Origin of the sequence: Sphingomonas sp. URHD0057, assembly GCF_000620665.1 — a bacterium.
In the GTDB taxonomy this organism is placed as follows: Bacteria; Pseudomonadota; Alphaproteobacteria; order Sphingomonadales; family Sphingomonadaceae; genus Sphingomicrobium.
In genome coordinates this window covers 70,024-91,325 of sequence record NZ_JIAU01000008.1, presented here as the reverse complement: position 1 = coordinate 91,325, position 21,302 = coordinate 70,024, and the positions used below count along the sequence as shown (strand labels likewise).

21 protein-coding genes and 1 tRNA gene are annotated in these 21,302 nt (G+C 66.1%); 4 read left to right on the top strand and 18 right to left on the bottom strand.

All coding sequences use genetic code 11. From position 1 onward, the window contains the following. Window positions 1-25: 25 nt before the first annotated feature. The gene (locus N539_RS0107340; RefSeq protein ID WP_028969752.1) at window positions 26-1,663 is read left to right on the top strand and encodes a S10 family peptidase; all 1,638 of its coding nucleotides are present in this window, start codon (window positions 26-28) and stop codon (window positions 1,661-1,663) included. Between the two features lie 79 nt (window positions 1,664-1,742). Here the strand turns inward: N539_RS0107340 and N539_RS0107335 are convergent, their stop codons facing one another. The 10 genes from N539_RS0107335 to N539_RS0107290 form a co-directional block, all read right to left on the bottom strand. Beyond that, window positions 1,743-2,426 (bottom strand): DUF6445 family protein, encoded by a 684-nt coding sequence (locus tag N539_RS0107335; protein WP_028969751.1) that lies wholly within the window; start codon window positions 2,424-2,426, stop codon window positions 1,743-1,745. After that, window positions 2,423-4,477, bottom strand: a complete 2,055-nt coding sequence (gene ligA, locus N539_RS0107330) for an NAD-dependent DNA ligase LigA (RefSeq protein ID WP_028969750.1) — start codon at window positions 4,475-4,477, stop codon at window positions 2,423-2,425. Before ligA ends, N539_RS0107335 begins: the two co-directional genes overlap by 4 nt. Continuing rightward, window positions 4,470-5,183 (bottom strand): dienelactone hydrolase family protein, encoded by a 714-nt coding sequence (locus N539_RS18985; protein WP_037552533.1) that lies wholly within the window; start codon window positions 5,181-5,183, stop codon window positions 4,470-4,472. The genes ligA and N539_RS18985 overlap by 8 nt, the downstream gene beginning before the upstream one ends. Continuing rightward, entirely contained in the window at window positions 5,180-5,692 is a 513-nt protein-coding gene (locus tag N539_RS0107320) for a DUF1697 domain-containing protein (protein WP_028969749.1), read from the bottom strand. Before N539_RS0107320 ends, N539_RS18985 begins: the two co-directional genes overlap by 4 nt. After that, on the bottom strand, window positions 5,689-7,341 hold the full coding sequence (gene recN / locus N539_RS0107315) for a DNA repair protein RecN (RefSeq protein WP_028969748.1): 1,653 nt from the start codon (window positions 7,339-7,341) through the stop codon (window positions 5,689-5,691). The genes N539_RS0107320 and recN overlap by 4 nt, the downstream gene beginning before the upstream one ends. Window positions 7,342-7,377: 36 nt before the next feature. After that, window positions 7,378-8,196, bottom strand: a complete 819-nt coding sequence (locus N539_RS15925; protein WP_051531609.1) for an outer membrane protein assembly factor BamD — start codon at window positions 8,194-8,196, stop codon at window positions 7,378-7,380. Between the two features lie 77 nt (window positions 8,197-8,273). Then, window positions 8,274-9,224 carry a protein translocase subunit SecF gene (gene secF, locus N539_RS0107305; protein WP_028969747.1) on the bottom strand — a complete coding sequence of 317 codons (951 nt, stop codon included), beginning with the start codon at window positions 9,222-9,224 and terminating at the stop codon, window positions 8,274-8,276. A gap of 13 nt (window positions 9,225-9,237) precedes the next feature. After that, complete coding sequence (gene secD, locus N539_RS0107300; RefSeq protein WP_028969746.1) at window positions 9,238-10,830, bottom strand: protein translocase subunit SecD; 1,593 nt, start codon at window positions 10,828-10,830, stop codon at window positions 9,238-9,240. Further along, window positions 10,830-11,177, bottom strand: coding sequence for a preprotein translocase subunit YajC (gene yajC, locus N539_RS0107295; RefSeq protein ID WP_231462945.1), 348 nt, complete (start codon window positions 11,175-11,177; stop codon window positions 10,830-10,832). Before yajC ends, secD begins: the two co-directional genes overlap by 1 nt. A 27-nt stretch (window positions 11,178-11,204) precedes the next feature. Then, a tRNA-Pro gene (locus N539_RS0107290) sits at window positions 11,205-11,281 on the bottom strand. A 61-nt stretch (window positions 11,282-11,342) separates the two neighbouring features. Here N539_RS0107290 and N539_RS15920 point away from each other — a divergent pair. After that, a complete protein-coding gene (locus N539_RS15920) occupies window positions 11,343-12,050 on the top strand; it encodes a TIGR02117 family protein (RefSeq protein WP_051531608.1) in 708 nt (235 codons plus the stop codon). On the opposite strand, the gene hslU is transcribed toward N539_RS15920, so the two are convergent. From hslU to N539_RS0107245, 8 genes are all read right to left on the bottom strand, one after another. Further along, window positions 12,031-13,329: an ATP-dependent protease ATPase subunit HslU gene (gene hslU, locus N539_RS0107280; protein ID WP_028969744.1), complete on the bottom strand. Its 1,299-nt coding sequence runs from the start codon at window positions 13,327-13,329 to the stop codon at window positions 12,031-12,033. The genes N539_RS15920 and hslU overlap by 20 nt on opposite strands. Before the next feature lie 81 nt (window positions 13,330-13,410). Beyond that, window positions 13,411-14,502, bottom strand: coding sequence for an FAD-dependent oxidoreductase (locus N539_RS0107275; RefSeq protein WP_051531607.1), 1,092 nt, complete (start codon window positions 14,500-14,502; stop codon window positions 13,411-13,413). Window positions 14,503-14,520: 18 nt separating this feature from the next. After that, window positions 14,521-15,054, bottom strand: a complete 534-nt coding sequence (gene hslV, locus N539_RS0107270) for an ATP-dependent protease subunit HslV (protein WP_156029821.1) — start codon at window positions 15,052-15,054, stop codon at window positions 14,521-14,523. Window positions 15,055-15,069: 15 nt separating this feature from the next. After that, the gene (locus N539_RS15915; protein WP_051531606.1) at window positions 15,070-15,837 is read right to left on the bottom strand and encodes an alpha/beta hydrolase; all 768 of its coding nucleotides are present in this window, start codon (window positions 15,835-15,837) and stop codon (window positions 15,070-15,072) included. Beyond that, the gene (locus N539_RS0107260; RefSeq protein ID WP_028969741.1) at window positions 15,837-16,409 is read right to left on the bottom strand and encodes a TMEM175 family protein; all 573 of its coding nucleotides are present in this window, start codon (window positions 16,407-16,409) and stop codon (window positions 15,837-15,839) included. Before N539_RS0107260 ends, N539_RS15915 begins: the two co-directional genes overlap by 1 nt. 15 nt (window positions 16,410-16,424) lie before the next feature. After that, on the bottom strand, window positions 16,425-16,961 hold the full coding sequence (locus N539_RS0107255) for a hypothetical protein (RefSeq protein ID WP_028969740.1): 537 nt from the start codon (window positions 16,959-16,961) through the stop codon (window positions 16,425-16,427). Beyond that, window positions 16,958-17,158: a hypothetical protein gene (locus tag N539_RS0107250; RefSeq protein ID WP_028969739.1), complete on the bottom strand. Its 201-nt coding sequence runs from the start codon at window positions 17,156-17,158 to the stop codon at window positions 16,958-16,960. Before N539_RS0107250 ends, N539_RS0107255 begins: the two co-directional genes overlap by 4 nt. Window positions 17,159-17,229: 71 nt before the next feature. After that, window positions 17,230-17,790 carry a glycoside hydrolase family 108 protein gene (locus N539_RS0107245; RefSeq protein ID WP_028969738.1) on the bottom strand — a complete coding sequence of 187 codons (561 nt, stop codon included), beginning with the start codon at window positions 17,788-17,790 and terminating at the stop codon, window positions 17,230-17,232. Between the two features lie 120 nt (window positions 17,791-17,910). Between N539_RS0107245 and N539_RS0107240 the strand changes: the two genes are divergently transcribed. After that, window positions 17,911-19,224: a M20/M25/M40 family metallo-hydrolase gene (locus tag N539_RS0107240; RefSeq protein ID WP_051531604.1), complete on the top strand. Its 1,314-nt coding sequence runs from the start codon at window positions 17,911-17,913 to the stop codon at window positions 19,222-19,224. A 144-nt stretch (window positions 19,225-19,368) separates the two neighbouring features. Then, window positions 19,369-21,276 carry a hybrid sensor histidine kinase/response regulator gene (locus N539_RS0107235; protein ID WP_028969736.1) on the top strand — a complete coding sequence of 636 codons (1,908 nt, stop codon included), beginning with the start codon at window positions 19,369-19,371 and terminating at the stop codon, window positions 21,274-21,276. The last annotated feature ends 26 nt before the right edge of the window (window positions 21,277-21,302 follow it).

Genomic DNA, 21,302 nt, shown 5'->3' with positions numbered 1-21,302 from the left:
CAACCGCGGCTGCAACAGCGGCGTAATGAAATTGCCGATCCTCCTCGCAGCGATAGTGGCCGCCTCGGCCGCGAGCGCTGCCGTCCCGCCGCACAGCAAAACGAAGCCGCCGGCGAAAACCGCCGCCGCGACCAAGCCCGACACGGCCCCGCCGGTTCGCGAATTCTTCAAGCCCGGCGAAGTCCGCTCGGCCGGCACGCTGACCGTCGGCGGCCAGCCGATTGCCTATGACGCGGTCGCGGGCACGCTCGTCATCCATGCCAAGGAGTGGGAGGACACCGACGCGGTCGAGGCGGACGCCGCGAGTAAGGACGAAAAGGACAAGAACGAGCCCAAGCCCCAGGCTTCGATGTTCTACACGGCCTACTTCAAGCAAGGCACGCCATCGCCAGGCCGCCCGATCACCTTCCTGTTCAACGGCGGCCCCGGATCCTCGACAGTATGGCTGCGCATGGGCGCGTTCGGGCCGGTGCGGGTCCTCACTGCGACCGCGCGCCACACGCCCGCGCCTTATGCCGTCGTCGACAACGACCAGAGCCTGCTCGACGTCTCCGATCTCGTGTTCATCGACGCGCCCGGCACGGGGTTCAGCCGCATCGCCGGCAAGGACAAGGAGAAGAGCTTCTACGGCGTCGACCAGGACATTGACGCCTTCACCAAGTTCATCAGCCAGTTCCTGACCAAGTATGGCCGCTGGGGCTCGCCCAAATATCTGTTCGGCGAGAGCTACGGCACGATGCGCGCGGCAGGTCTGTCGCTGGCGCTGCAGAAGGCCGACGTGGACTTGAACGGTGTCATGCTGCTGTCGGACATTCTGAACTGGGACGTGCTGCCCGACGATCCGCAGGTGAACCCGGGGATCGACATGCCCTACATCGTCGCGCTTCCGACCTATGCGGCGACGGCGTGGCACTTCAACAAGGTCGCCAACCGGCCCGCGGACTTGAAAGCCTTCCTCGCCCAGGTCGAGCAATTCGCGACGGGCGATTATGCACAGGCGCTGATCCAGGGCAACGACCTGCCCGACGCCGAGCGTCAGGCCATCGCGCAGAAATTATCGACCTACACCGGCCTGTCGGTGGCGTATTTGCTCAAGACGAACCTCCGCATCCAATATGGAGCGTTCCAGAAGGAGCTGCTGGGGGATCAGGGGCTGACCACCGGCACGCTCGACACGCGCTTCGTGGGCGCGACCCTCGATCCCCTGAGCAAGGTATCGAGCTACGATCCGCAGGACTCGGCGATCAGCGCGGCTTACATCGCCGCCTGGCAAAACTACGTCCGCGACCGGCTGCACTACACGCCCGCCATCCAGTACAAGTCCGGCATCCCGGTCTATTCGTCGTGGGACTACAAGCACCAGCCGCCGAGCGCCGACAAGCCGTTGATCGCGCTACCCAACGTGCTTCCCGACCTGGCGACCGCGATGATGCAGAACCCGGACATGAAGGTGATGGTCAACGGCGGCTATTTCGACGTCTCGACGCCTTACTTCGAGGGCAAGATGGAGATGCGGCATTTGCCGGTTCCGCCGACGCTGCGCGGCAACGTGGAGTTCCATTATTACGAGTCCGGCCACATGGCCTATCTCAGGCCCGAGACGCTCGGCGAGCTGCACGCCAATGTCGCCGACTTCATCCGCCGGACGAGCGGGGTTCGGTAGCGCAGTTGAGCGCCGGCCGCAGTCGCAAAGGCCGCACCGGCTGCGAGCAGCACCATCGTCTTGCGCATCCTGGCTCCCTTCAACGGCCGCGAACGAAGATGTTGGCGGTCAGCCGGCCCTGACGCGGGTCGCCGGTCAACGGCATGTCGGGCGGGATGAGCCCCGAATGGAGCAGGCTGCCTTGAAAGATGATCATCCGGTCGGGGACGGCCTCGACTGCGCCTATCTGCTCGAAAAATTCGTCCGAGCCGTGGAAGTAGCCCGAGCCCGCAGGCAGCTGCGCATTCTGAACTTCCCCCACCGGGACGTAGACTGAGACATTTAATTCCGTCACTCGCTCGATGCCCGTTGCCCGCTGGCGGTAAAAGGCCGTCCCCGCATCGGGCGGCACGCGAAGGTAATGCAGCAAAGCGAGATCCTTCTGGTCGGTCGTGTCGAAATGCGGCGCTCGCTGCGGCGGAGTTAGCTCCGTCGGTTTCAGCGTCACCATCGAGAAGCTTGCTTCGACAAGATCGAAGGCGTCGATGTCGAAGGCGTCGGCGATAAACTGCGCGGCGCGCTCGCAAGTCTCTTCGACATAGGCGTTCGCGGCCGTGTCGGCGACGGTGAAGATGCGTCTGAGGCCCGGGTAATAATTGGTGTGGCGAGGGTAGGGTGCGAGCGCTTCCGCAATTTCGAGAATATGTTCGAGCGAGCCGCTGAAATCGTCGATCACGACGACCGGGGTTTGCGTGTTTCCAAAATGCCGAAGTTCGGCCTTCACTTTGGGCTCCCCCCAAAAGCGTCCGCAACGATTTTTGCCCATTCTTCTTCCGTGGCGACGCGGATGCCCAGCTCCTCGGCCTTCTTGAGCTTGGACCCCGCGCCGGGACCCGCGACCACGAGGTCGGTTTTGGCGCTGACCGAGCCTGCCGAGCGCGCGCCGAGGCGCTCGGCTTGCTCCTTGGCTTCGTCGCGGCTCATGGTTTCGAGGCTGCCGGTGAAGACGATGGTCTTGCCGCTCCATTCGGTTTGGCGCGCGTCGCTGACGAAGGGCGCAGGCGTAACCTCCGACAGCAAATCGTCGAGCGCTTCGCGGTTGTGCGGCTCATGGAAGAAATCGACCAAAGCCTCGGCGACGACCGGCCCGACGCCGTGCACGGATGAGAGTTCGGCCTCGCCGCCTTCCGACACTGCAGCGCGCCGCAGCCCGTCGATCGTTCCGAAACATTTCAACAGGTCACGCGCGGTGACGATGCCGACGTGGCGGATGCCGAGACCGAACAGAAAGCGCGGGCCGTCGGGGCGACGCTTGGCCTCGATCGCCGCGAGGAGGTTATCGACCGATTTCTCTTTCCACCCCTCGCGGCCGAGCAGTTCATCGCGATGATTATGCAGGCGGAAGATGTCGGCCGGCGAGTGCAGCCAGCCGAGCTCGATGAACTCGACGAGCGACTTCTCGCCCAGCCCTTCGATGTCGAGCGCGCCGCGCGACACGAAATGGCGCAGCCGCTCGAACCGCTGCGCCGGGCAGATCAGGCCGCCGGCGCAGCGGACATCGACCTCGCCTTCCTCGGCCACCGCTTCGCTGGCACACATCGGGCAGTGGTCGGGAAAGACGTAGGGTTTGCGCGGCTCGTCCCGCGTCAAATTCTCGACCACCTGCGGGATGACGTCGCCCGCGCGCTGGATGCGAACGCGGTCGCCGATGCGCAGGCCGAGGCGGGCGATCTCGTCGCGGTTGTGGAGCGTGACGTTGGCCACCATCACCCCGCCGACGCCGACTGGCTTCAGTCGCCCGACCGGGGTCAGCTTGCCGGTACGGCCGACCTGAATGTCGATCGCCTCCAGTGTCGTCTCGGCCTTCTCGGCGGGGAACTTGCGAGCGATCGCCCAGCGCGGCGCGCGGCCGACTTGGCCGAGGCGCTCCTGCCAGTCGAGCCGCCCGACCTTATAGACCACGCCGTCGATGTCGTAGGGCAGGTCGGCGCGCGCTTGCTCGATCTTGCGATAATGCGCGAGCGCTTCCTCGATGGTGTCGCAGCGGACGAGCAGGTCGCTGATCGGGAAGCCCAGCGATCCGAGCTTCTTCATCGCCAGCAGCTGCATCGCCGCCAGCGGCTCGCTAAGCTCGCCCCACCCGTGGGCATAGAAGCGCAAGGGCCGCGCGGCGGTGATGCCCGGATCCTTCTGCCTGAGCGAACCGGCCGCAGCATTGCGGGGATTGGCGAAGACCTTGCCGCCCGACGCCTCCTGCCGCGCGTTCAACGCCGCGAAGTCCGCCTTCGACATATAGACCTCGCCGCGCACCTCCAGCACGTCGGGAGCGGCTACAATCGATTGCGGGATGTCGCGGATCGTCCGGACGTTGGCGGTGACGTCCTCGCCGACCGCCCCGTCGCCGCGGGTCGCGGCGAGCACCAGCTGGCCGTGCTCGTAGCGCAGCGAGCAGCTGAGGCCGTCGATCTTGGGCTCGGCGGTCAGCGCGATCGGCTCGTCCGCCGGCAGCGCAAGGAAGCGGCGGACGCGGCTGACGAACTCGGCCAGCTCCTCGTCCGAGAAGGCATTGTCGAGGCTGAGCATCGGCCGCGCGTGCGGCACCTTAGCCAACGCCGAAGTCGGAGCGGCGCCGAGCCGCTTCGATGGCGAATCGGCGCGCACCAGCTCGGGAAAGCGCGCTTCGAGCTCCCGATTCTCGCGAACCAAGGCGTCATATTGGGCGTCGGAAGCCTCCGGCGCGTCCTGGTCGTGGTAAAGCTTGTCGTGGCGCGCGATCTCCGCGGCCAGCCACGCCAGCCGTTCCGCGGCATCCGCTTCGGTCAGGCTCTCAGCCAAGCACTTCCTCGAGGAAGTTGATGAACGCAGTCCAGGAGCGTTCGGCGGCGAGCTCGTGATAGAGCACGCCGTCGATCCCGATCTCGTGCGCCTTCGGGTTGGTGAAGCCGTGGCCGACATGGCCGTAGGCGTGGATCTGCCAGTCGGCGCCGGCCGCGGTCAGCTCGTTCCCCAGCGCCACGACGTCGTCGGGCTTGACCATCGGATCGTTCCAGCCGTGCATGGCGAGGACTTTGGCCTTGATCTTGCCGACCTCCCAGCCGGGTGGGTCGAACAGCCCGTGGAAACTGGCCACGCCCGCCACATCCGCGCCGGTCCGCGCCACGTCGAGCGCGCACTTGCCGCCGAAGCAATAGCCGGCAACGACGACCTTGCCCTCGTCCACCTCGCCGAGCCCACGCGCCTGCTCGACCACGGCCAGCAGCCGGCGGCGCAGGGCGACGCGGTCCGATCCCAATCGGTTCATCTCGCCGAAGCACACATCTCTGGGCGCGCCGCGGAACTTCTTGCCGAACAGGTCGGCGACGAAGGCGTTGAAGCCGAGCTCGACCAACTGGCGGCCAAACTTCAGCTCGAGGTCGGAAACCCCCATCACCGTCGGGATCAGGATCACCGTCGGCCGGGCCTGCCGGTCGCGCCGCCCGACGAACACGCTTTCGAGCTGCTCGCCCTCGAACTCTAGCGGGACGTTGGTTTCCTTGCTCATGCCATCTCCTCCGCCAACTCGGCGAGCTTCGTGACTGTGTTCATGTTCCGGGCGGTACCCGATGCCATGGCTGGAATGCGCAGCTTCGATTGGCCCATGCCGCTTGGGTAATGCACATAGATTTCGCGAACGCCCAGCGCCATGCGTTCATCCGCCACGCCTTTGGCGGCGTCCAGCGCGTGCGCAGGCGGCGGCTCGTCAAGGAAGATCGCGGCGACACGATTGCGGGGCTCATTGCCAAACGGATTGCCCATGACCGCGTCGGCCATCTCTCCTGCGGTCCGGACAAGGACATCAACTGTAACGCCCCAGTGGTTGCCGATGGCCGTCTCCAGCGCGGACTTGAGCGCGCGCTCGGATTTATCGCTGGTGAAGACCAGGTTGCCGCTGGCGATGTAGGTGCGGGGGGAGCCGAGCTTCAGCTCTTCCGCGATCCGCATGAGGTCGGCCATCTTCAGCTGGCGTCCGCCGACGTTCACCGCGCGGATCAGCGCCACATACGCCGTCATGCGGCGTCGAGCAGCCGCGACGCCTGCGCCCGCGCTTCGTCCGTGATCGACGCCCCTGAAAGCATCCGCGCGATCTCTTCGCGCCGCTCTTCGTCGCCGAGCTTGCGGACCGTCGTGCGAGTGCCGCCATCGCCATGCCTTTTCTCGATCCGGTAATGGTGGGAGGCGCGCGCCGCGACTTGCGGCGAGTGAGTCACGACCAGGACCTGGCTCTGCTGCGCGAGGCGCGCGAGCCGCTCGCCGATCGCGCTTGCGACCGCGCCGCCGACCCCGCGGTCGACCTCGTCGAAGATCATCGTCGCGGCGCTTCCGGCCTCCGCCAGCGCGACCTTGAGCGCCAGAATGAAGCGCGACAGCTCCCCGCCCGACGCGATCCTGGTCAGCGGGCCGAACGGCGCGCCGGGATTGGTCGACACCTCGAACTCTACGCGATCGGTCCCCGCGGGCCCGGGCTCGGCTTCGCCAATGGCCGTGCGGAACCGCGCCGTGTCCAGCTTCAGCGGCGCAAGCTCGGCGGCGACTGCCGAATCGAGCTTGATGGCGGCTTCGCGACGGTCCGCGCTGAGGGCGGCCGCGGCAGCGGAATAGCCGGTGCGGGCGGCAACGAGCTGGCGGTCGAGCTCGGCGATATGCTCGCCCCCGGCCGCGATCGCCGCCAGCTGCTCGCGCATTTGAACGCCCAGGGCGGCCAGCGCATCGGGCTCGACGCGGTGCTTGCGGGCGAGCGCGCGGATTTCGAACAGCCGCGCCTCGGTCTGGTCGAGCCGTGCCGGATCGAAGGCCAAGGCCTCGGCGGCGCGGCCGATGCGGTCCTCGGCCTCGCATGCCTCGATCAACGCGCGGTCGAGCGAGGCCAGCGCCTCGGCAAGCAATTCATGATCGGCCGCGCCGCGCTCGATCCGCCGCGCCGCCTGGCGGAGCTGGGGAATCGCGCCTTCGGACCCGCCGAGCAGCTCGTCGAGACCGGTCAGCGATTCGCCGGCCTTGAGGCCGGCCTGCATCGCGCTCCGCTCTTCGGACAAGCGGCTCTCCTCGCCTTCCTCGGGCGCCAGCGCCTCGATCTCAGCGCAGGCGTGGGTCAGATAGTCGCGGTCGCGTTCGGCGGCGGCTGCTTCGGCGCGGGCGTGGGCTAGCTCATGCTCGATCCGCGTGACTTCGGTCCAGGCCTCGGCGACCGCGCCGGTGTCGAGCTTGCCAAAACTGTCGAGCAGGTCGCGATGGCCCTTCGGATTCAACAGGCCGCGGTCGTCGTGCTGGCCGTGGATCTCGACCGCGAGCGCGCCGAGGTCGCGGAGCACGCCCGCCGGAACCGCAGCGGTGCCGACGAAGGCGCGGCTTCCGCCGTCGCCCTTGAGCGTCCGGCGGATGATCAGCGGCTCGCCCGGCTCGAGCGTAATTCCCTGCTCGTCGAGAAGCGCGACGGCCGGGTGGCGCGAAGGCAACAGGATCTCGGCCGACACTGCGGCGCTGTCCTCGCCGGCGCGCACCAGGCCGGTGTCGGCGCGCGCGCCGAGCGCCAGACCCAGGGCATCGAGCAGGATCGACTTTCCCGCGCCGGTTTCGCCGGTGAGCACGCCAAGCCCCGGCTCGAACTCCAGCTCGAGCCGTTCGACCAGGACGATGTTGTGGACGGCGAGCTGCCTCAGCATGCTAGGCTGATAGGCGCGGCTTCGTCGCCTTGCCTATCACTTGTTCGTTTTCGGTCCCTCGGCGGTCCAGATGCCGGTGTGCTTCTGCTCCGCGATCAGGAGGCGCAGCGACTGGCGGTACCAATAGGATTCTGGGTAATTCTTGCCGAGCACGGCGGCGACCCTGCGCGCCTCGTCGGGCAAGCCCAGAGCGAGGTTGGATTCGACCAACCGCTCGAGTGCTTCCGGCGCGTGGCTCGTGGTCGAAAATTTGTCGACCACGGCGCGGAAGCGATAGGTCGAGGCGAGCCAGTTTCCCGAGCGCTGATAGAAGCGGCCGACCTCCATCTCCTTTCCCGCCAAATGGTCGTTGATGAGATCGAGCTTCAGCCGCGCGTCGGCGGCGTAGCGCGATTCGGGGAAGCGGCGAATCAGCTCGCCGAACGCGTCCGACGCCTGCTGGGTGATCGCCTGGTCGCGGCTGACGTCGGCGATCTGCTGATAATAGCTCATCGCGATCAGATACTGGGCGTAGGGGGCTTCACTGTTGCCGGGGTGAATGGTGACGAAGCGCTGCGCCGAGCTGACGGCATCCGGGAATTTCTTGGCGAGATAGTAATTGAACGCGCTCATCAGCTGGGCGCGGCGGGCCCATACCGAATAAGGGTGCTGGCGCTCGACCTCGTCGAACAGCTTCGCCGCCCGCTCATAGTCGCCCTGGTCCATGGTCCGCTTGGCGGCCGAGTAGAGCGTGCTGACGTCACGCGCGACATAAGCGGTGTCGCCGCCCTTGACGCGGTCCTTGGCGCAACCGGCAAGGGGAACGGCGAGCACGCAGGCGCCAAGCAGGAGCGCGGAACGGGAAAGCTTCAGCATGGGAACCTCATTAGCGTGGCGGTCGGAACAGGCCAAGCGCATGGATGGACGGGAAAACCTTGGTCTCAGCTGAACGGTCAGGCGGGCTGCGCCTCCGGCGCATCCTTATCGTCCGACTTGAGGAAGCTGTCGGGTTGAATCCCGAGCCACACCAGCACCGGCGAGGAGATGTAGATCGACGAATAGGTGCCGATGAGGACACCGAGGAAGATGGCGATGGCGAGGCCGAAGATCACCTCGGGACCGATCAGCATCAGGACGCCGAGGGCGATCAGCACCGTCAGCGACGTGACCACCGTCCGCGCCAACGTTTCGTTGAGCGACAGGTTGAGCAGCGGCAGGATCGCCATCTTGCGGTACTTGCGCAGATTCTCGCGGATACGGTCGTAGATGACGACCGTGTCGTTCAAGGAGTAGCCTACGATGGTCAGGAAGGCGGCGACCACGTTGAGGTCGACCTGGAGCCTCGTGAAAGCGAAGAAACCAAGCGTCATCGCCACGTCGTGAGCGAGGGTGAGCAGGGCGCCGACCCCGAACTGCCATTCGAACCGGAACCAGATGTAAATCGCAATGCCGAGCATGGCCAAGCCGATGGCCATGGCGCTACCGCTCGCCAGCTCCTCGCTGACCTTGCCCGAGACGGTGTCGACAGATTCGATCTTCGCGCCCGGAAAGTCTTTCTCGATCTCGGCCTTCACCTGCGTAGCGACGTTGTTCGCGGCGGCATCCCCGCCCGGCGGCTTGGGCAGGCGGATCTGGAAGCTCTTGGGCCCGCCGAACCGTTGGACGTTCGCTTCACCGAGGTGCAGCGAATCGACCTTCGAGCGCAGCTGCTCGTCGTCGACCGGCTGCGGAAAGCTGACCCGGATCAGCTGCCCGCCGACGAAATCGACGCCAAGGTTGAGCCCGCGGTAGAAGGTGAAGGCGATCGACGCGACGGTCGCCACCAGCGACAGGATCAGCGCCAGGTTGCGCCAGCGCATGAAGTCGAGGTTGGTATGGTCGGGAACGAGCTTGAGCAGCTTCATTTCAGCATTTGCCTCAGATGTGCAGTTCGCGCGGCCGCGTGCGCCGGATCCACAGCGCGACGAGCATGCGGGTGAAATAGACCGCGGTGAACACCGAGGTGACGACGCCGATCATCAGCACGACGGCGAAGCCGCGTACCGGGCCCGAACCGAAATAGGCCATGATGCCGGCCGAGATGACGTGGGTGACGTTGGCGTCGAAGATCGCGCGGAAGGCTTCGTGATAGCCGGTCTCGACCGCGTCGATCAGCCGTCGCCCGCGGCGGATTTCCTCGCGGATGCGCTCGTTGATCAGCACATTGGCGTCGACCGCGGCGCCGATGGTGAGGATGAAGCCGGCGATTCCAGGCAGCGTCAGCGTGGCGTTGAAGATCGACATGATCGCCAGGATGAGGAAGGCGTTCACGACCAGCGCGATGTTCGCGTAGACGCCGAACCGGCCGTAGGTGATGAGCATGAACAGCATCACCAGCACGACCGAGACGCCGCTGGCGATCGCGCCCTTGTGAATGGAATCCTTGCCGAGGTCGGGGCCGACGGTCCGCTCCTCGATCACGTTGAGCTTCACCGGCAGCTTGCCCGAGGCGAGGCTGACGGCGAGGTCGTGCGCGGTCTGGACCGTGAAGCTCCCTGAGATCTGCGCGCGCCCGCCAAGGATCGGCTCGTTGATGTTGGGCGCCGACAGGATCTTGTCGTCGAGGATGATCGCGAACGGCTTGTTGACGTTCTCCTGCGTGACCCGGCCGAAGCGGCGCGCGCCGGCGGTGTTGAAGGTGATGTCGATGTCCGGCGCGCCATCCTGGTTGAAGCTTTGCTTGGCGTCGGTGAGCTGGTCGCCCGAGACCATCACCCGGCGCTTGACCGCCATGAAGCCGGTTCCGTCGGCCAGCGGCAGCACCTGGCTCCCGGGAGGCGCATGGCCCTGCTGGACGTCCTGCGGATTGGCCGAGAGATCGACCAGCTTGAATTCGAGCCGGGCGGTCTGGCCGATCAGCTTCTTCAACGCTTCGGGATCTTCGACCCCCGGGACCTGGACAAGGATGCGGTTGGCGCCCTCGTTGATGACCGTGATTTCCTTGGTGCCGCCCGGATCGATGCGGCGGCGGACGACGTCGCGCGCCACGCTCATAGCGTCCTTCAGCGCCTTGGCCGATCCGCTCGGCGTGGGGATCATGACGACGCGGGTTGAATCGACGACCTGGACATCCCAGTCGCGACTGCCGGTGAGCCCTTGCGGCCGAGTGAGGGCCCGCATCCGCTCGACCGCGGTGTCAACCTGGGTGGCGTTCCGGACGAGGAATGACAGCCGTCCGCCAGCTGTGGAAATGTCGCCGATCTCTACCCGCGGATCGCGGCGAAGCTCGGTCGCGACCGAATCCTCCATCGCCTGAAGCCGCTGCTTCTGGGCGTCGGCGGCATCGGCTTCCTCGACCAGGTGGCTTCCCCCGGCGAGATCCAGGCCGAGGCTGATCTTGTATTGCGGGAGCCATTTCGGCCAGCTCGCCGCATATGGCGTGCCGCTGATCAGGCTGGGAATCGAGAAGAGGACGCCGGCCGCGATGACGAGGCCGATCAGCCACACCTTCCACTTCGGAAATTCGAGCATCAGTCGTTGGCCGGCTTGGTGCCGCTCGAGACGATTCCGCTCAGCGTCGACTTGATCACACGCACGCGAACGCCGTTCGCGATCTCGACCTCGGCGTCCTCGTCCATGACCTTGGTCACGCGGCCGCGAATGCCGCCCGCGGTAATGACTTCGTCACCCTTCTTCACCGCCGCAATTGCCGCCTGATGCTCCTTCGCCCGGCGCTGCTGCGGGCGGATCATGAGGACGTAGAAGATGACGAAGATCAGCAGGAACGGAAAGAATTGCAGAAAGGCGCCGGTAGCGCCGCTTGACTGTCCGGCGGGAGCCGCCTGGACCATCGTCATCACCATTGAAGAGTTCGACATTCGCGGATTTCACGCTTTCCGTTGAAATGGTCGGGGCGACTGGATTCGAACCAGCGACCTCCACACCCCCAGTGTGATGCGCTACCAGGCTGCGCTACGCCCCGACTTGGCCGGGCGCATCTAGGCAGGGCCAGTACTCAAGGCAAGGTGCGAACGGGAGTCCGAGTGGCGCGGCGACGGCGAAAAGGCAAATCAGGCAAGTGGGTTGGGCGTGCGCTCACCGTCCTGCTCGCCATTCCCGCGCTGTACCTGGTCGCGGCGCTCATCGGCTCGCTGGTGCCGGTCAATCGCCAGTGGAGCGAGCCGGGCCGAGGGGCCACGATCTACCTCGCCGACAACGGCATCCACGTCGACATCATTATGCCGGTTGCGGCGGAGGGACTCGATTGGCGACCGCTGATCCCGCCGGGCGACTTCGCGGCGGCCGACCCGAACGCCGGCTGGATCGCCTTCGGTTCGGGTGAGCAGCGGGTCTATCTGAACACACCGGCGTGGTGGGACATCACGCCGCGAACGCTGTGGTCGGCGCTCGCCGGGGGCAAGCGCGTGATGCACGTCGAATATGAAACGGGCCCTTATTATGCCGTTCGCGAAATTCGCCTCCGCCCAGAGGAATATCGGCGGCTGTGGACCGCGATCCGCGCCGATTTTGTGCTCGACGCGGAAGGTCGGCCGATCCGGATCGACCATCCCGGCTACGGCCCGTCCGACGCTTTCTATCGCGCGACCGGCAAGGCGAATGCGGTGCGCAGTTGCAACGCCGTCGCCGCCAACTGGCTGAGACTTGCGGGGATCAGGGCCAGCCTGTGGCCGCCGTTCGCGGAAGGGTTGGTGTGGCGCTACCGAAGGGCGGTCAGAGCACGTAGCGGCTGAGGTCGGCATTGCGGGCGATGCTGCTGAGTTGCTGGTCGACGAAGGCCGCGTCGACCGTCAGCGTCTCGCCGCGGCGGTCTTCGGCCTCGAAACTGACGTCCTCGAGCAGCTTTTCCATCACCGTCTGCAAGCGCCGCGCGCCGATGTTCTCGACGGCCTCGTTGACCTCGGCGGCGATGCGGGCGAGCGCTTCGATGCCGTCGTCGGCGAAGGTGATGGTCACGCCCTCGGTACCGAGCAGCGCCTGATATTGTTCGGTGAGGCTGGCGCGCGTCGACGACAGGATGCGAACGAAATCTTCCTGCGTCAGCGCCTTCAGCTCGACCCGGATCGGCAGCCGGCCCTGGAGTTCGGGCAGCAGATCGGCGGGCTTGGCGAGGTGGAACGCGCCCGAAGCGATGAACAGGATGTGGTCGGTCTTGAGCGGCCCGTACTTGGTCGCGACCGTGGTCCCTTCGATCAGCGGCAGGAGGTCGCGCTGGACGCCCTCGCGGCTGATCGACCCGCCGCGCACGTCGCTGACCGCGATCTTGTCGATCTCGTCGAGGAACACGATGCCGTTGGCCTCGGCATCGGCGAGCGCGGCGCGATTGATGTCGTCCGGATCGATGCGCTTGTCGGCTTCCTGCTCGGTCAGCCGGGCGAACGCCTCGGCGACCTTCAATTTGCGGCGCTTGCGTGGGCCACCGCCCATGGCCTTGCCCATGATCGATTTGAGGTCGAACACCTGCGCGCCCATGCCGGGGATCTCGAACGGCATTGCCGGCGCTTCGTCGACATCGATCTCGACCTCGGCCTGGTCGAGGCTGCCGTCGGTGAAGCGCTGGCGGAAGCTCTGGCGAGTCGCTTCGCTCGAGCCCTTCCCGGTCAGCGCGTCGAGCAGCCGGTCCATGGCGGCATCCTCGGCTCCGGCGCGGACCTTGGCGCGGCGGCGCTCGCGCTCGAGCCGCACCGCCTCCTCGACGAGGTCGCGGGCGATCTGCTCGACGTCGCGGCCGACATAGCCGACCTCGGTGAACTTGGTCGCTTCGACCTTGACGAACGGCGCGTCGGCGAGCCTCGCGAGGCGGCGACTGATCTCGGTCTTGCCGCACCCCGTGGGGCCGATCATCAGGATGTTCTTCGGCGTCACTTCGTCGCGCAGCTCGGGGCCGAGCTGCTGGCGGCGCCAGCGGTTGCGCAAGGCGACCGCGACCGCCTTCTTGGCGTCGTCCTGCCCGACGATATGCTCGTTCAATGCGGCGACAATCGCCTTGGGCGTGAGCTTGTCCTTGAGCATCTGCGATGAATCCCCGCCGCTTGGGGAAATGGGCGAATGATAGTTCATTGGTCCGTTACATCGGAAGCGCGCGGACCTCGTTCAAGCGGCGCAGCGGAAGCTGTCGAAGAAGCGCTTGTGCGAGGCGACGATGCGGGCGATGGCCGCGGGCTGTGGGGTCGCATCCCACTCATCGATCTCGAACGTCCCGCCAAGGATGATCCCGTCGGGTCGCGGGAACATGTAGCCGAAGTCGCCGAGCGCGGCGTAGCGCACCTCGGGCTGCGGCTCGAGGATGGCGAGTTGGCCGCGCGCGGGATGCAGACCCAAGTCGTTGAACAGGTTGCGGCTGCCGAGCCCGGTGCAGTTGAACACCAGCGGCTCGGGCAGCGCGGCGATGTCCGCGGGCGAGGCGAACCGCCGAATCTCGATCTTACCCCCGGCGATCTCGAAATCGCGCAGCATCTCGCGAAGGTAGCGTCCGGTTTCGACGTACATGGTGTCGTACCGCCGCATGCTGTCGATCGGGAACGGATGTTCGGCGGGCCGCAGCATCCGGTTGACCGGCGGGAAGGTGGCGATGACTTTTTCTTCCGGGCTGTCCGATTCGACATAGGTCGGCAGCCAGCGGACTCCGTAATCCTCGCCGACCATGATCTGGAAGCGCCGCCAGCTGTAGTCGAGGGCCCGGGCGAATTGCGCCCTGAACTCGGCGGTCACTTCGCTGTCGCGGAACACCGAGAACGGATGGAACTGGCCGCCGGCGATGTTCGACGTGGTGTCGGGCGGCAGCGCCGCGGTGTAGATCGTCACCGGGAAGCCGGCTTCCTGCACCAACCGCGCGGTCGACAGGCCCATTACCCCCGATCCGATCACCGCGACGGGGCCGCTGTGGCCTTGGAGCCCAAGCTCAATGGCGAGCTTCGATGAGCCCCAGCTCAGCGTGATCCCGCCGCCGCCGTGGCCGTAATTGTGGACCAGCGCCTTGTCGCCCAGCGCCTCGCGGCGGACCACGAAGCCCGAGCGGCGGTAGGGCCTCAGGCCGGCGACGGTGCGGATCACCCGGCTTTCGTCGGCCAGGACCTTGGGCAGTGGCGTGCAATCGGCGAAGGTTCGCGGCCGCCCGCCGACCGTCGCGCAGCCGGTGAGCAGTGCGGCGGAGCCAAATGAAAATGCGCGGCGATCGAGCAGCATCGCGCCACACTGCCGTTCTTACTCGACGATTTCCAGCGTCAGCTGATCGTTGGTGAAGACGCAAACCTCGGCCGCGATCTGCATCGCGCGACGGGCGAGCACTTCGGGGTCCTGCTCGTAGTCGGCGAGCGCACGCGCGGCCGACAGCGCGTAATTGCCGCCCGAGCCGATCGCCGCGATCCCGCCTTCGGGCTCGAGCACGTCGCCATTGCCGGTGAGGATCAGCAGCTGCTCCGCATCGGCGACGATCATCATCGCCTCGAGATTGCGGAGGTACTTGTCGGTGCGCCAGTCCTTGGCGAGCTCGACCGCGGCGCGCAGCAATTGGCCGTTATATTGCTCGAGCTTCTTTTCCAGCCGCTCGAACAGGGTGAAAGCGTCGGCGGTCGCACCGGCAAAGCCGCCGATGACGTTGCCGTCACCGATGCGGCGGACCTTCTTCGCATTGGGCTTCATGACCGTGTTGCCCATCGTGACCTGACCGTCGCCGGCGATCACCGTCTTGCCGCCCTTCTTCACCCCCAGGATCGTGGTTCCATGCCAATTGTCCAAAGCCCATCTCCAAATTCACTTTGGCGGCGAGGTGGGAGCAAGCGGTGGCGCTTGCAAGCCGAGCGTGAAATCGAGCGCCTCGAGCAGGACCTTGCCCTCGATCTGGTGATCGCCCGCAAACGGCCGGAACACGAGGTTGGCCCCGCCGCCGCGCAATTGGCGCACGATGGTCTCACTGGTGTTCTGGAACGCCAGGACGTGATCGCTACGGCCGTGGGCGATGAAGATGCGCTGCTCGCGATCGACGCGATCGGGGGGCACGAACATTCCGGGCGACAAGCCGACGACGGCGCTGAACAGCTGCGGGTTGGCAGTGCCGAGCGACAGTCCGTAGCTTGCCCCGTCGGAGAAGCCGAGGAGGACGACGCGCTTCCGATCGACGGAGGCGCGGGCGAACAGGTCGCCGAGCGACTGGTCGATCCGGTGCGCATCGAGGCCGCCGCGCCATGGATCGCGCTCGGCGGCGAGGTTCTGGATGAAATCCCAGGTTCGGCCGCGCGAATGGGGAAACAGAAGCATCAGCCCGCGCTGGTCGGCGACCGGTTTCATTTGCTCGAGGAAGTCGAGCGGGTAGCCGCCGGCACCGTGCAGGAGAATCAGAACCGGGGCCGGGCCGGGCGGCAGGGAGGCGGGCCGATAGGCGACGGCTCCGTTGGCGAGCGTGGTCTCGCCCGGCGCGAGGGTCGCGGCAGTAGCGGCCGGACGCGAGCTGAGCTGAGGCGCTGCGGCCACCGCGGGGGAGGCGGCCGCCAACAGCGCCGCGAGGCCGGCGGCTCGACGCATCAACCTTTCCGTTCGAAGCGCCGGTCCGGCACCAGCCAGATCACCGCGACCGCCATGTAAAGCGCGATCGAAAGCCACGGCGAGACAAGGAAGGCGGCAGCGCTTCCGACGACGTAGAGAATGAAGCTCAGCCATTCCTTCATGCGCGAGCCGACCGCCTCCGCCACGCCCGACGACTCTCCTTCCGCCGCGATCAGCGCCTTTTCGAGCACGAGATAAGAGATCGAGGCCATGGTCAGCACGACCCCGAAGGCGGCAACCGGGAAGCTGGTCACGCCGCGCTCGTCGATCCAGCGGATGACGAACGGGAACAGGCTGAGCCAGAACAGCAGGCCGAGGTTCGACCACAGCACGCGCCCGTCGACGCGCTTCGCCGTCTGCATCATGTGGTGATGGTTGTTCCAGTAGATGCCGACGTAGATGAAGGAGAGGACGTAGGCGCCAAAGATCGGCAATTCCGGACGCAGGGCCGCGAGGCCGGTCCCTTCCGGAACGCGCATCTCCAGCACCATGATGGTGATGATGATGGCGATGACGCCGTCGGTGAATGCGTTAAGGCGGTCCGGCTTCATGGTGTCCGATACCGCCTACGGCTGATTGCTGTCGACCTCATGCTGTTGTCGGACCCATTTGATCAGCTCGTCGAGCTGGATGGCTTGCTCGGTGGCTGTGAGGGCCTCGCTGGCAGGAAGTCGATCTTCCGCGGCAGCTGAAGCAAGTTTGCCGAAGGCAGCGGGAACGCCGGGCACTGCCGAGCCTCCGCGAGCACTGGGATTGGCTGCGGCGGTTGGGGCTTCGAGGCGCAGGCGCTCAGCGCGAGCGCGAGCATCGGCCAGACGAGTTTCGAACGCATTGTTGCTCCTTTGGTTGATGGCGGCCTGCTCGGCGCGGACGCGCTCGGCAGTGGCTCGATCGGCGTCCTCCGTCCGGGCGGCGGCGGCGCGATAATTGGCGACGGTGCCGGCGAAGGCCGATTGCTCGTGCTGATAGAGCTGCTCGAAGTGGCCGGATTGCTTGCGCCAGTGGCGGGTCTCGCCCTTTTGCAGGATGAACAGGACGGCGAGGCACAGCGAAGCCGTGATCCCGGCGATGCCCTGGACGTTAAGAAGCCGAAGCAGGGTCACGGCCGCGCCTCCGTTTCCAGTGAAGCGCCGTCGCGCGTCGCGGCCACCTTGAAGCGGCCGACCGGCCCGCCGGTGAGCAGGCCGACGATCACCGCAACCATGGCGAGGATGAAGCCGCCGAGCGACCAGCCGAAGATGGTGACGATGCTATGCTCTTCGGACCGCGACCACCCGCCCCACATCAGCAGCGCGACCATGGCGACCGCGCAGGCGCCGCTCCATTCGAATGTTCGCGAATGTTCGCGGTGCCTCCGCGTGGGCGCGCGGGTCAGTGCTCACCAATTCGGTTCGCCAGCCAGCCGTAGAGGAACGCCTCGTTGGCTGGGCGGCGCTCGGCAAGACGGAGGTAGCGCTCGCCCTGGAGCGCTTCGAGCGCGCGCAACAGCACGGTCTCTCCGCTGGTTTTGCCGCGCGTCGCGAGAAAGGCATCGAGCGCGAACAGGGTCATCGGGCCAATCCGCCCGTCGGGAACCAGATCGGGATAGTCCTTGCCGCTGCGGTTGAGCGCGGTCAGCGCCCGCTGAAGGAAGGTCGCGGCGACCGCCGGCCCCATGTTCACGCCGGAATCGAACAGCTCGGCGGCCAGGCGCCAGCTGCGCCTCGCGATGTCGTCGAAGCGCGGGCGCAGCCAGTAGAGTCGCTCATAGATCGTCGCTGCCTCCTCGCGCGGCAGCAGGCGCATCGGCCCGACGTAACCATGAGCACGCGCCACCGCCTCGGTGATCCCGAAGCAGGTCGGCCCGCCCTTGTCGGCCGGGTGGCTGACGAAGCCGCCTTCCCGCTCGATCAGCGCATCGATCAGCCGGTCGATGTCGGCAATGTCTTCCATTTACGCCTCCCAGGTATCCCGAGTCGGCGCAGTGTGTAACCAGAAAGGTTATCTGTAGGAAAGAGGAATGAACCTGTGGTCCATGGTGACGAAGACCGATTGCCTCGCTAACGTGCCGTCATGACATCACGACCTTCGCTTTTACTGCTGGTGCTCGCGCTTCTGCCGACACCCGCCGTCGCCGCGCTGAGCCGCGCGGAGCAGACCATGATCCGGACCGTGGACGCGGAGCAGCAGCGCACCACCGATTTCCTCGCCACCATCGTCAACCAGAACAGCGGGACGATGGACCTTGCCGGAGTCGAGGCCGTGCGCCGGATGGTCGAGCCGGAATTTGCGGCACTCGGCTTCAAGACCGAGTGGATCGATATGAAGGAGGCCGGGCGCGCCGGGCACCTGGTTGCGCGCCACACCGGAGCCAAGCGCGGCAAGCGGCTGCTCCTGATCGCGCACCTCGACACCGTGTTCGAGCTCGATTCGCCGTTCCAGCGCTGGCAGGTCGAGGGCGCTCGCGCCCACGGCCCGGGCGCGGGCGACGACAAGGGCGGGATCGCCGTGATCGTCGCTGCACTGCGCGCCATGCAGGCGGCGGGGACGCTCAAAAATGCGAACATCACGGTGTTCCTGACCGGCGACGAGGAGGACGCGGGCCCGCCGCTGACGGTGTCGCGGCGCGACCTCGTCGCCGAAGGGAGAAAGGCCGACGCCGCGCTCGATTTCGAGGATCTGGCGATCGACGACGGCCCCAATGGCCCGGTCGAGATGGGCTCGATCGCGCGGCGCAGCGCGGGCAGCTGGACGCTCACCGTGACCGGGCGCAGCGCCCATTCGGCGGGCGTCGGCGCCGGCAATTACGGCGCGATCTACGAGCTGGCGCGGATCATCGACCAGTTCCGCCGCGAGCTGCCCGAGGAGCGGCTGACCTACAATGTCGGCCTGATCGGCGGAGGGCAGAGCGCGACCCTCGACGCCGGCCGCATTCGCCTCGAGGCAACGGGCAAGACCAATATCATCGCCGCCACCGCGGTTGCGCGCGGGGACTTGCGCGCGATCAGTCCCGAGCAGATCGAGCGTGCCCACGAAAAGATGCGCGTGATCGTCGCCCAGTCGCTGACCGGCGCAAAGGCCGAGATCAGCTTCGATGAGGATTCGTACCCGCCGATGCCGCCGACCGAAGGCAATCGTGCGTTGCTTGCCCGGCTCAACGGCGTGAATCGCGACATGGGCCTCACCGAAATGGGCGAGCTCGACCCGTCCAAACGCGGCGCCGGCGACATCAGCTTCGTCGCCGCGGACCTCGATGGGCTGGTCGGCCTCGGCCCGTCGAGCGACGGCTCGCACACCGACAAGGAGGTCGTCGATGTGCCCTCGATCTTCAAGCAGGCGAAGCGCGCCGCAATCCTGATGAGCCGGCTGGCGAACCAACGCCGGTGACGCGACGCCGATTGTCGCGGCGAAGGCACACACGGCGAACTCCTGTTGTTTCTCGTGAAACCACGGAGGAGTTTGCGGGTTAAGCTTCCCAGCGAGGTGCGCGCCGGCGTTCGCGGCGCGCTTTGAGGGGGTCCGGAAGGCATAGTGAAAGAGCCGATGTTCGAGGACCCGTCGAAGCTGCTCCTGCAGTCGATCGTCGATTATGCGATCTACTTGCTCGACCCGGATGGCTGCGTGACGAGCTGGAACGTCGGTGCCGAGCGGATCAAGGGCTTCAAGACGCACGAGATCGTCGGGCAGCATTTTTCCCAATTCTACACCGATGAAGATCGGGCGGCAGGCATGCCTCAGACGGTCCTTGACACTGCGCGGCGCGAGGGCAAGTACGCGGGCGAAGGCTGGCGGGTGCGCAAGGACGGCAGCCGCTTTTGGGCAAGTGTCGTCGTCGATGCGATCAAGGACGACAACGGAAAGCTGATTGGTTTCGCCAAGATCACGCGCGACATGACCGAGCAGCGCGAGGCGCAGCAGGCGCTGATCGAGGCCGAGCGCACGTTCCGCATCCTGATCCAGGGCGTCACCGATTATGCGATCTACATGCTCGACCCCGAAGGGCGCGTGACCAATTGGAACGCGGGCGCGCAACGCATCAAGGGGTACGCGCCGGGGGAGATCATCGGCGAGCATTTCAGCCGTTTTTATACGCCCGAAGACTTCGACGCCGGCGTGCCGAAAAGGGCGCTTGAGACGGCGCGCGAGACTGGCCGATACGAGGCCGAAGGGTGGCGTGTGCGCAAGGACGGCACGCGATTCTGGGCGAGCGTGGTGATCGACGCGATCCGTGACGAGGACGACAATCTGATCGGTTTCGCGAAAGTGACGCGGGACATGAGTGAGAAGCGCGAAGCCCAGCTGCGGCTCGAGGAATCGCGCGAACAATTGTTCCGCTCGCAAAAGATGGAGGCGCTCGGCCAGCTGACCGGCGGGCTCGCCCACGATTTCAACAATCTGTTGACGGCGATCCTGGGCGCGTCGGACCTTGGCAGGCGGAATCTCGACAAACCCGAAAAGCTGGCGCGAATGCTCGACGGAATCCGCAACTCCGCGCAGCGCGGGGCCAGCCTCACCAAGCAGCTTCTGGCGTTCGCCCGAGCGCAACCGCTCGACATCCAATCCATCGACCTCACGAGCTTTCTCGATGACGTGACGATGCTGCTGCGGCCGTCCCTCCGCAGCAATATCGAGGTCATCATCGAGATGTGTGACAAGCTGTGGAACGTCGATGCCGACGCCGGTGCCCTGGAACTATCGCTGCTCAATCTCGCCTTCAACGCACGGGATGCCATGAAGGACGGGGGCACGCTCAGGATCAGCGCGACGAACGAGACTCTCAACGGCAAGCCGGAGGGTCTTCGCGGCGACCATGTCGCGCTGCGCGTCGCCGATACCGGGACGGGCATGTCGCGCGAAACCATGGATCGCGTATTCGAGCCATTTTTCACCACCAAGAGCTTCGGTGAAGGGACCGGGCTGGGGCTGAGCCAGGTGTTCGGCTTTGCCAAGCAGCTCGGCGGGGCAGTGACGGTTGAATCCAGGATCGGCGACGGCGCGAGCTTTACCATCTATCTTCCGGCGAGCCGCGATGCGGCCGCGACCGGAGTTGCGCACGCGAACGGCGTCCACGCGCGGGGCCGCATCCTCGTCGTCGAAGATGACGTCCTGGTCGCGGAGCTCGCCGCTGGAATGCTCGGCGAACTCGGGTTTCAACCCGAGGTCAGCCATAGCGCGAAGGAAGCGCTCGAGCGGCTGGCTGGCGGCGATCGTCCCAAGCTGGTTTTTTCGGACATCGTGATGCCCGGAGGAATCAGCGGAATTGAGCTCGCGGAAAAGGTACGCAAGCGCTTTCCCGAGCTGCCGATCCTGTTGACGACGGGATACAGCGAAGACGTCGGCGGATCGCACGGCTTTCCCGTCTTGCAGAAGCCATATGAGCTCGATTCGCTCGCAAGCGCTCTGGCCCTGATCCTCAAGCAGGAATTGACCGTCAATTGAGGGGCTTGCCGGCGCGATCTTGACGA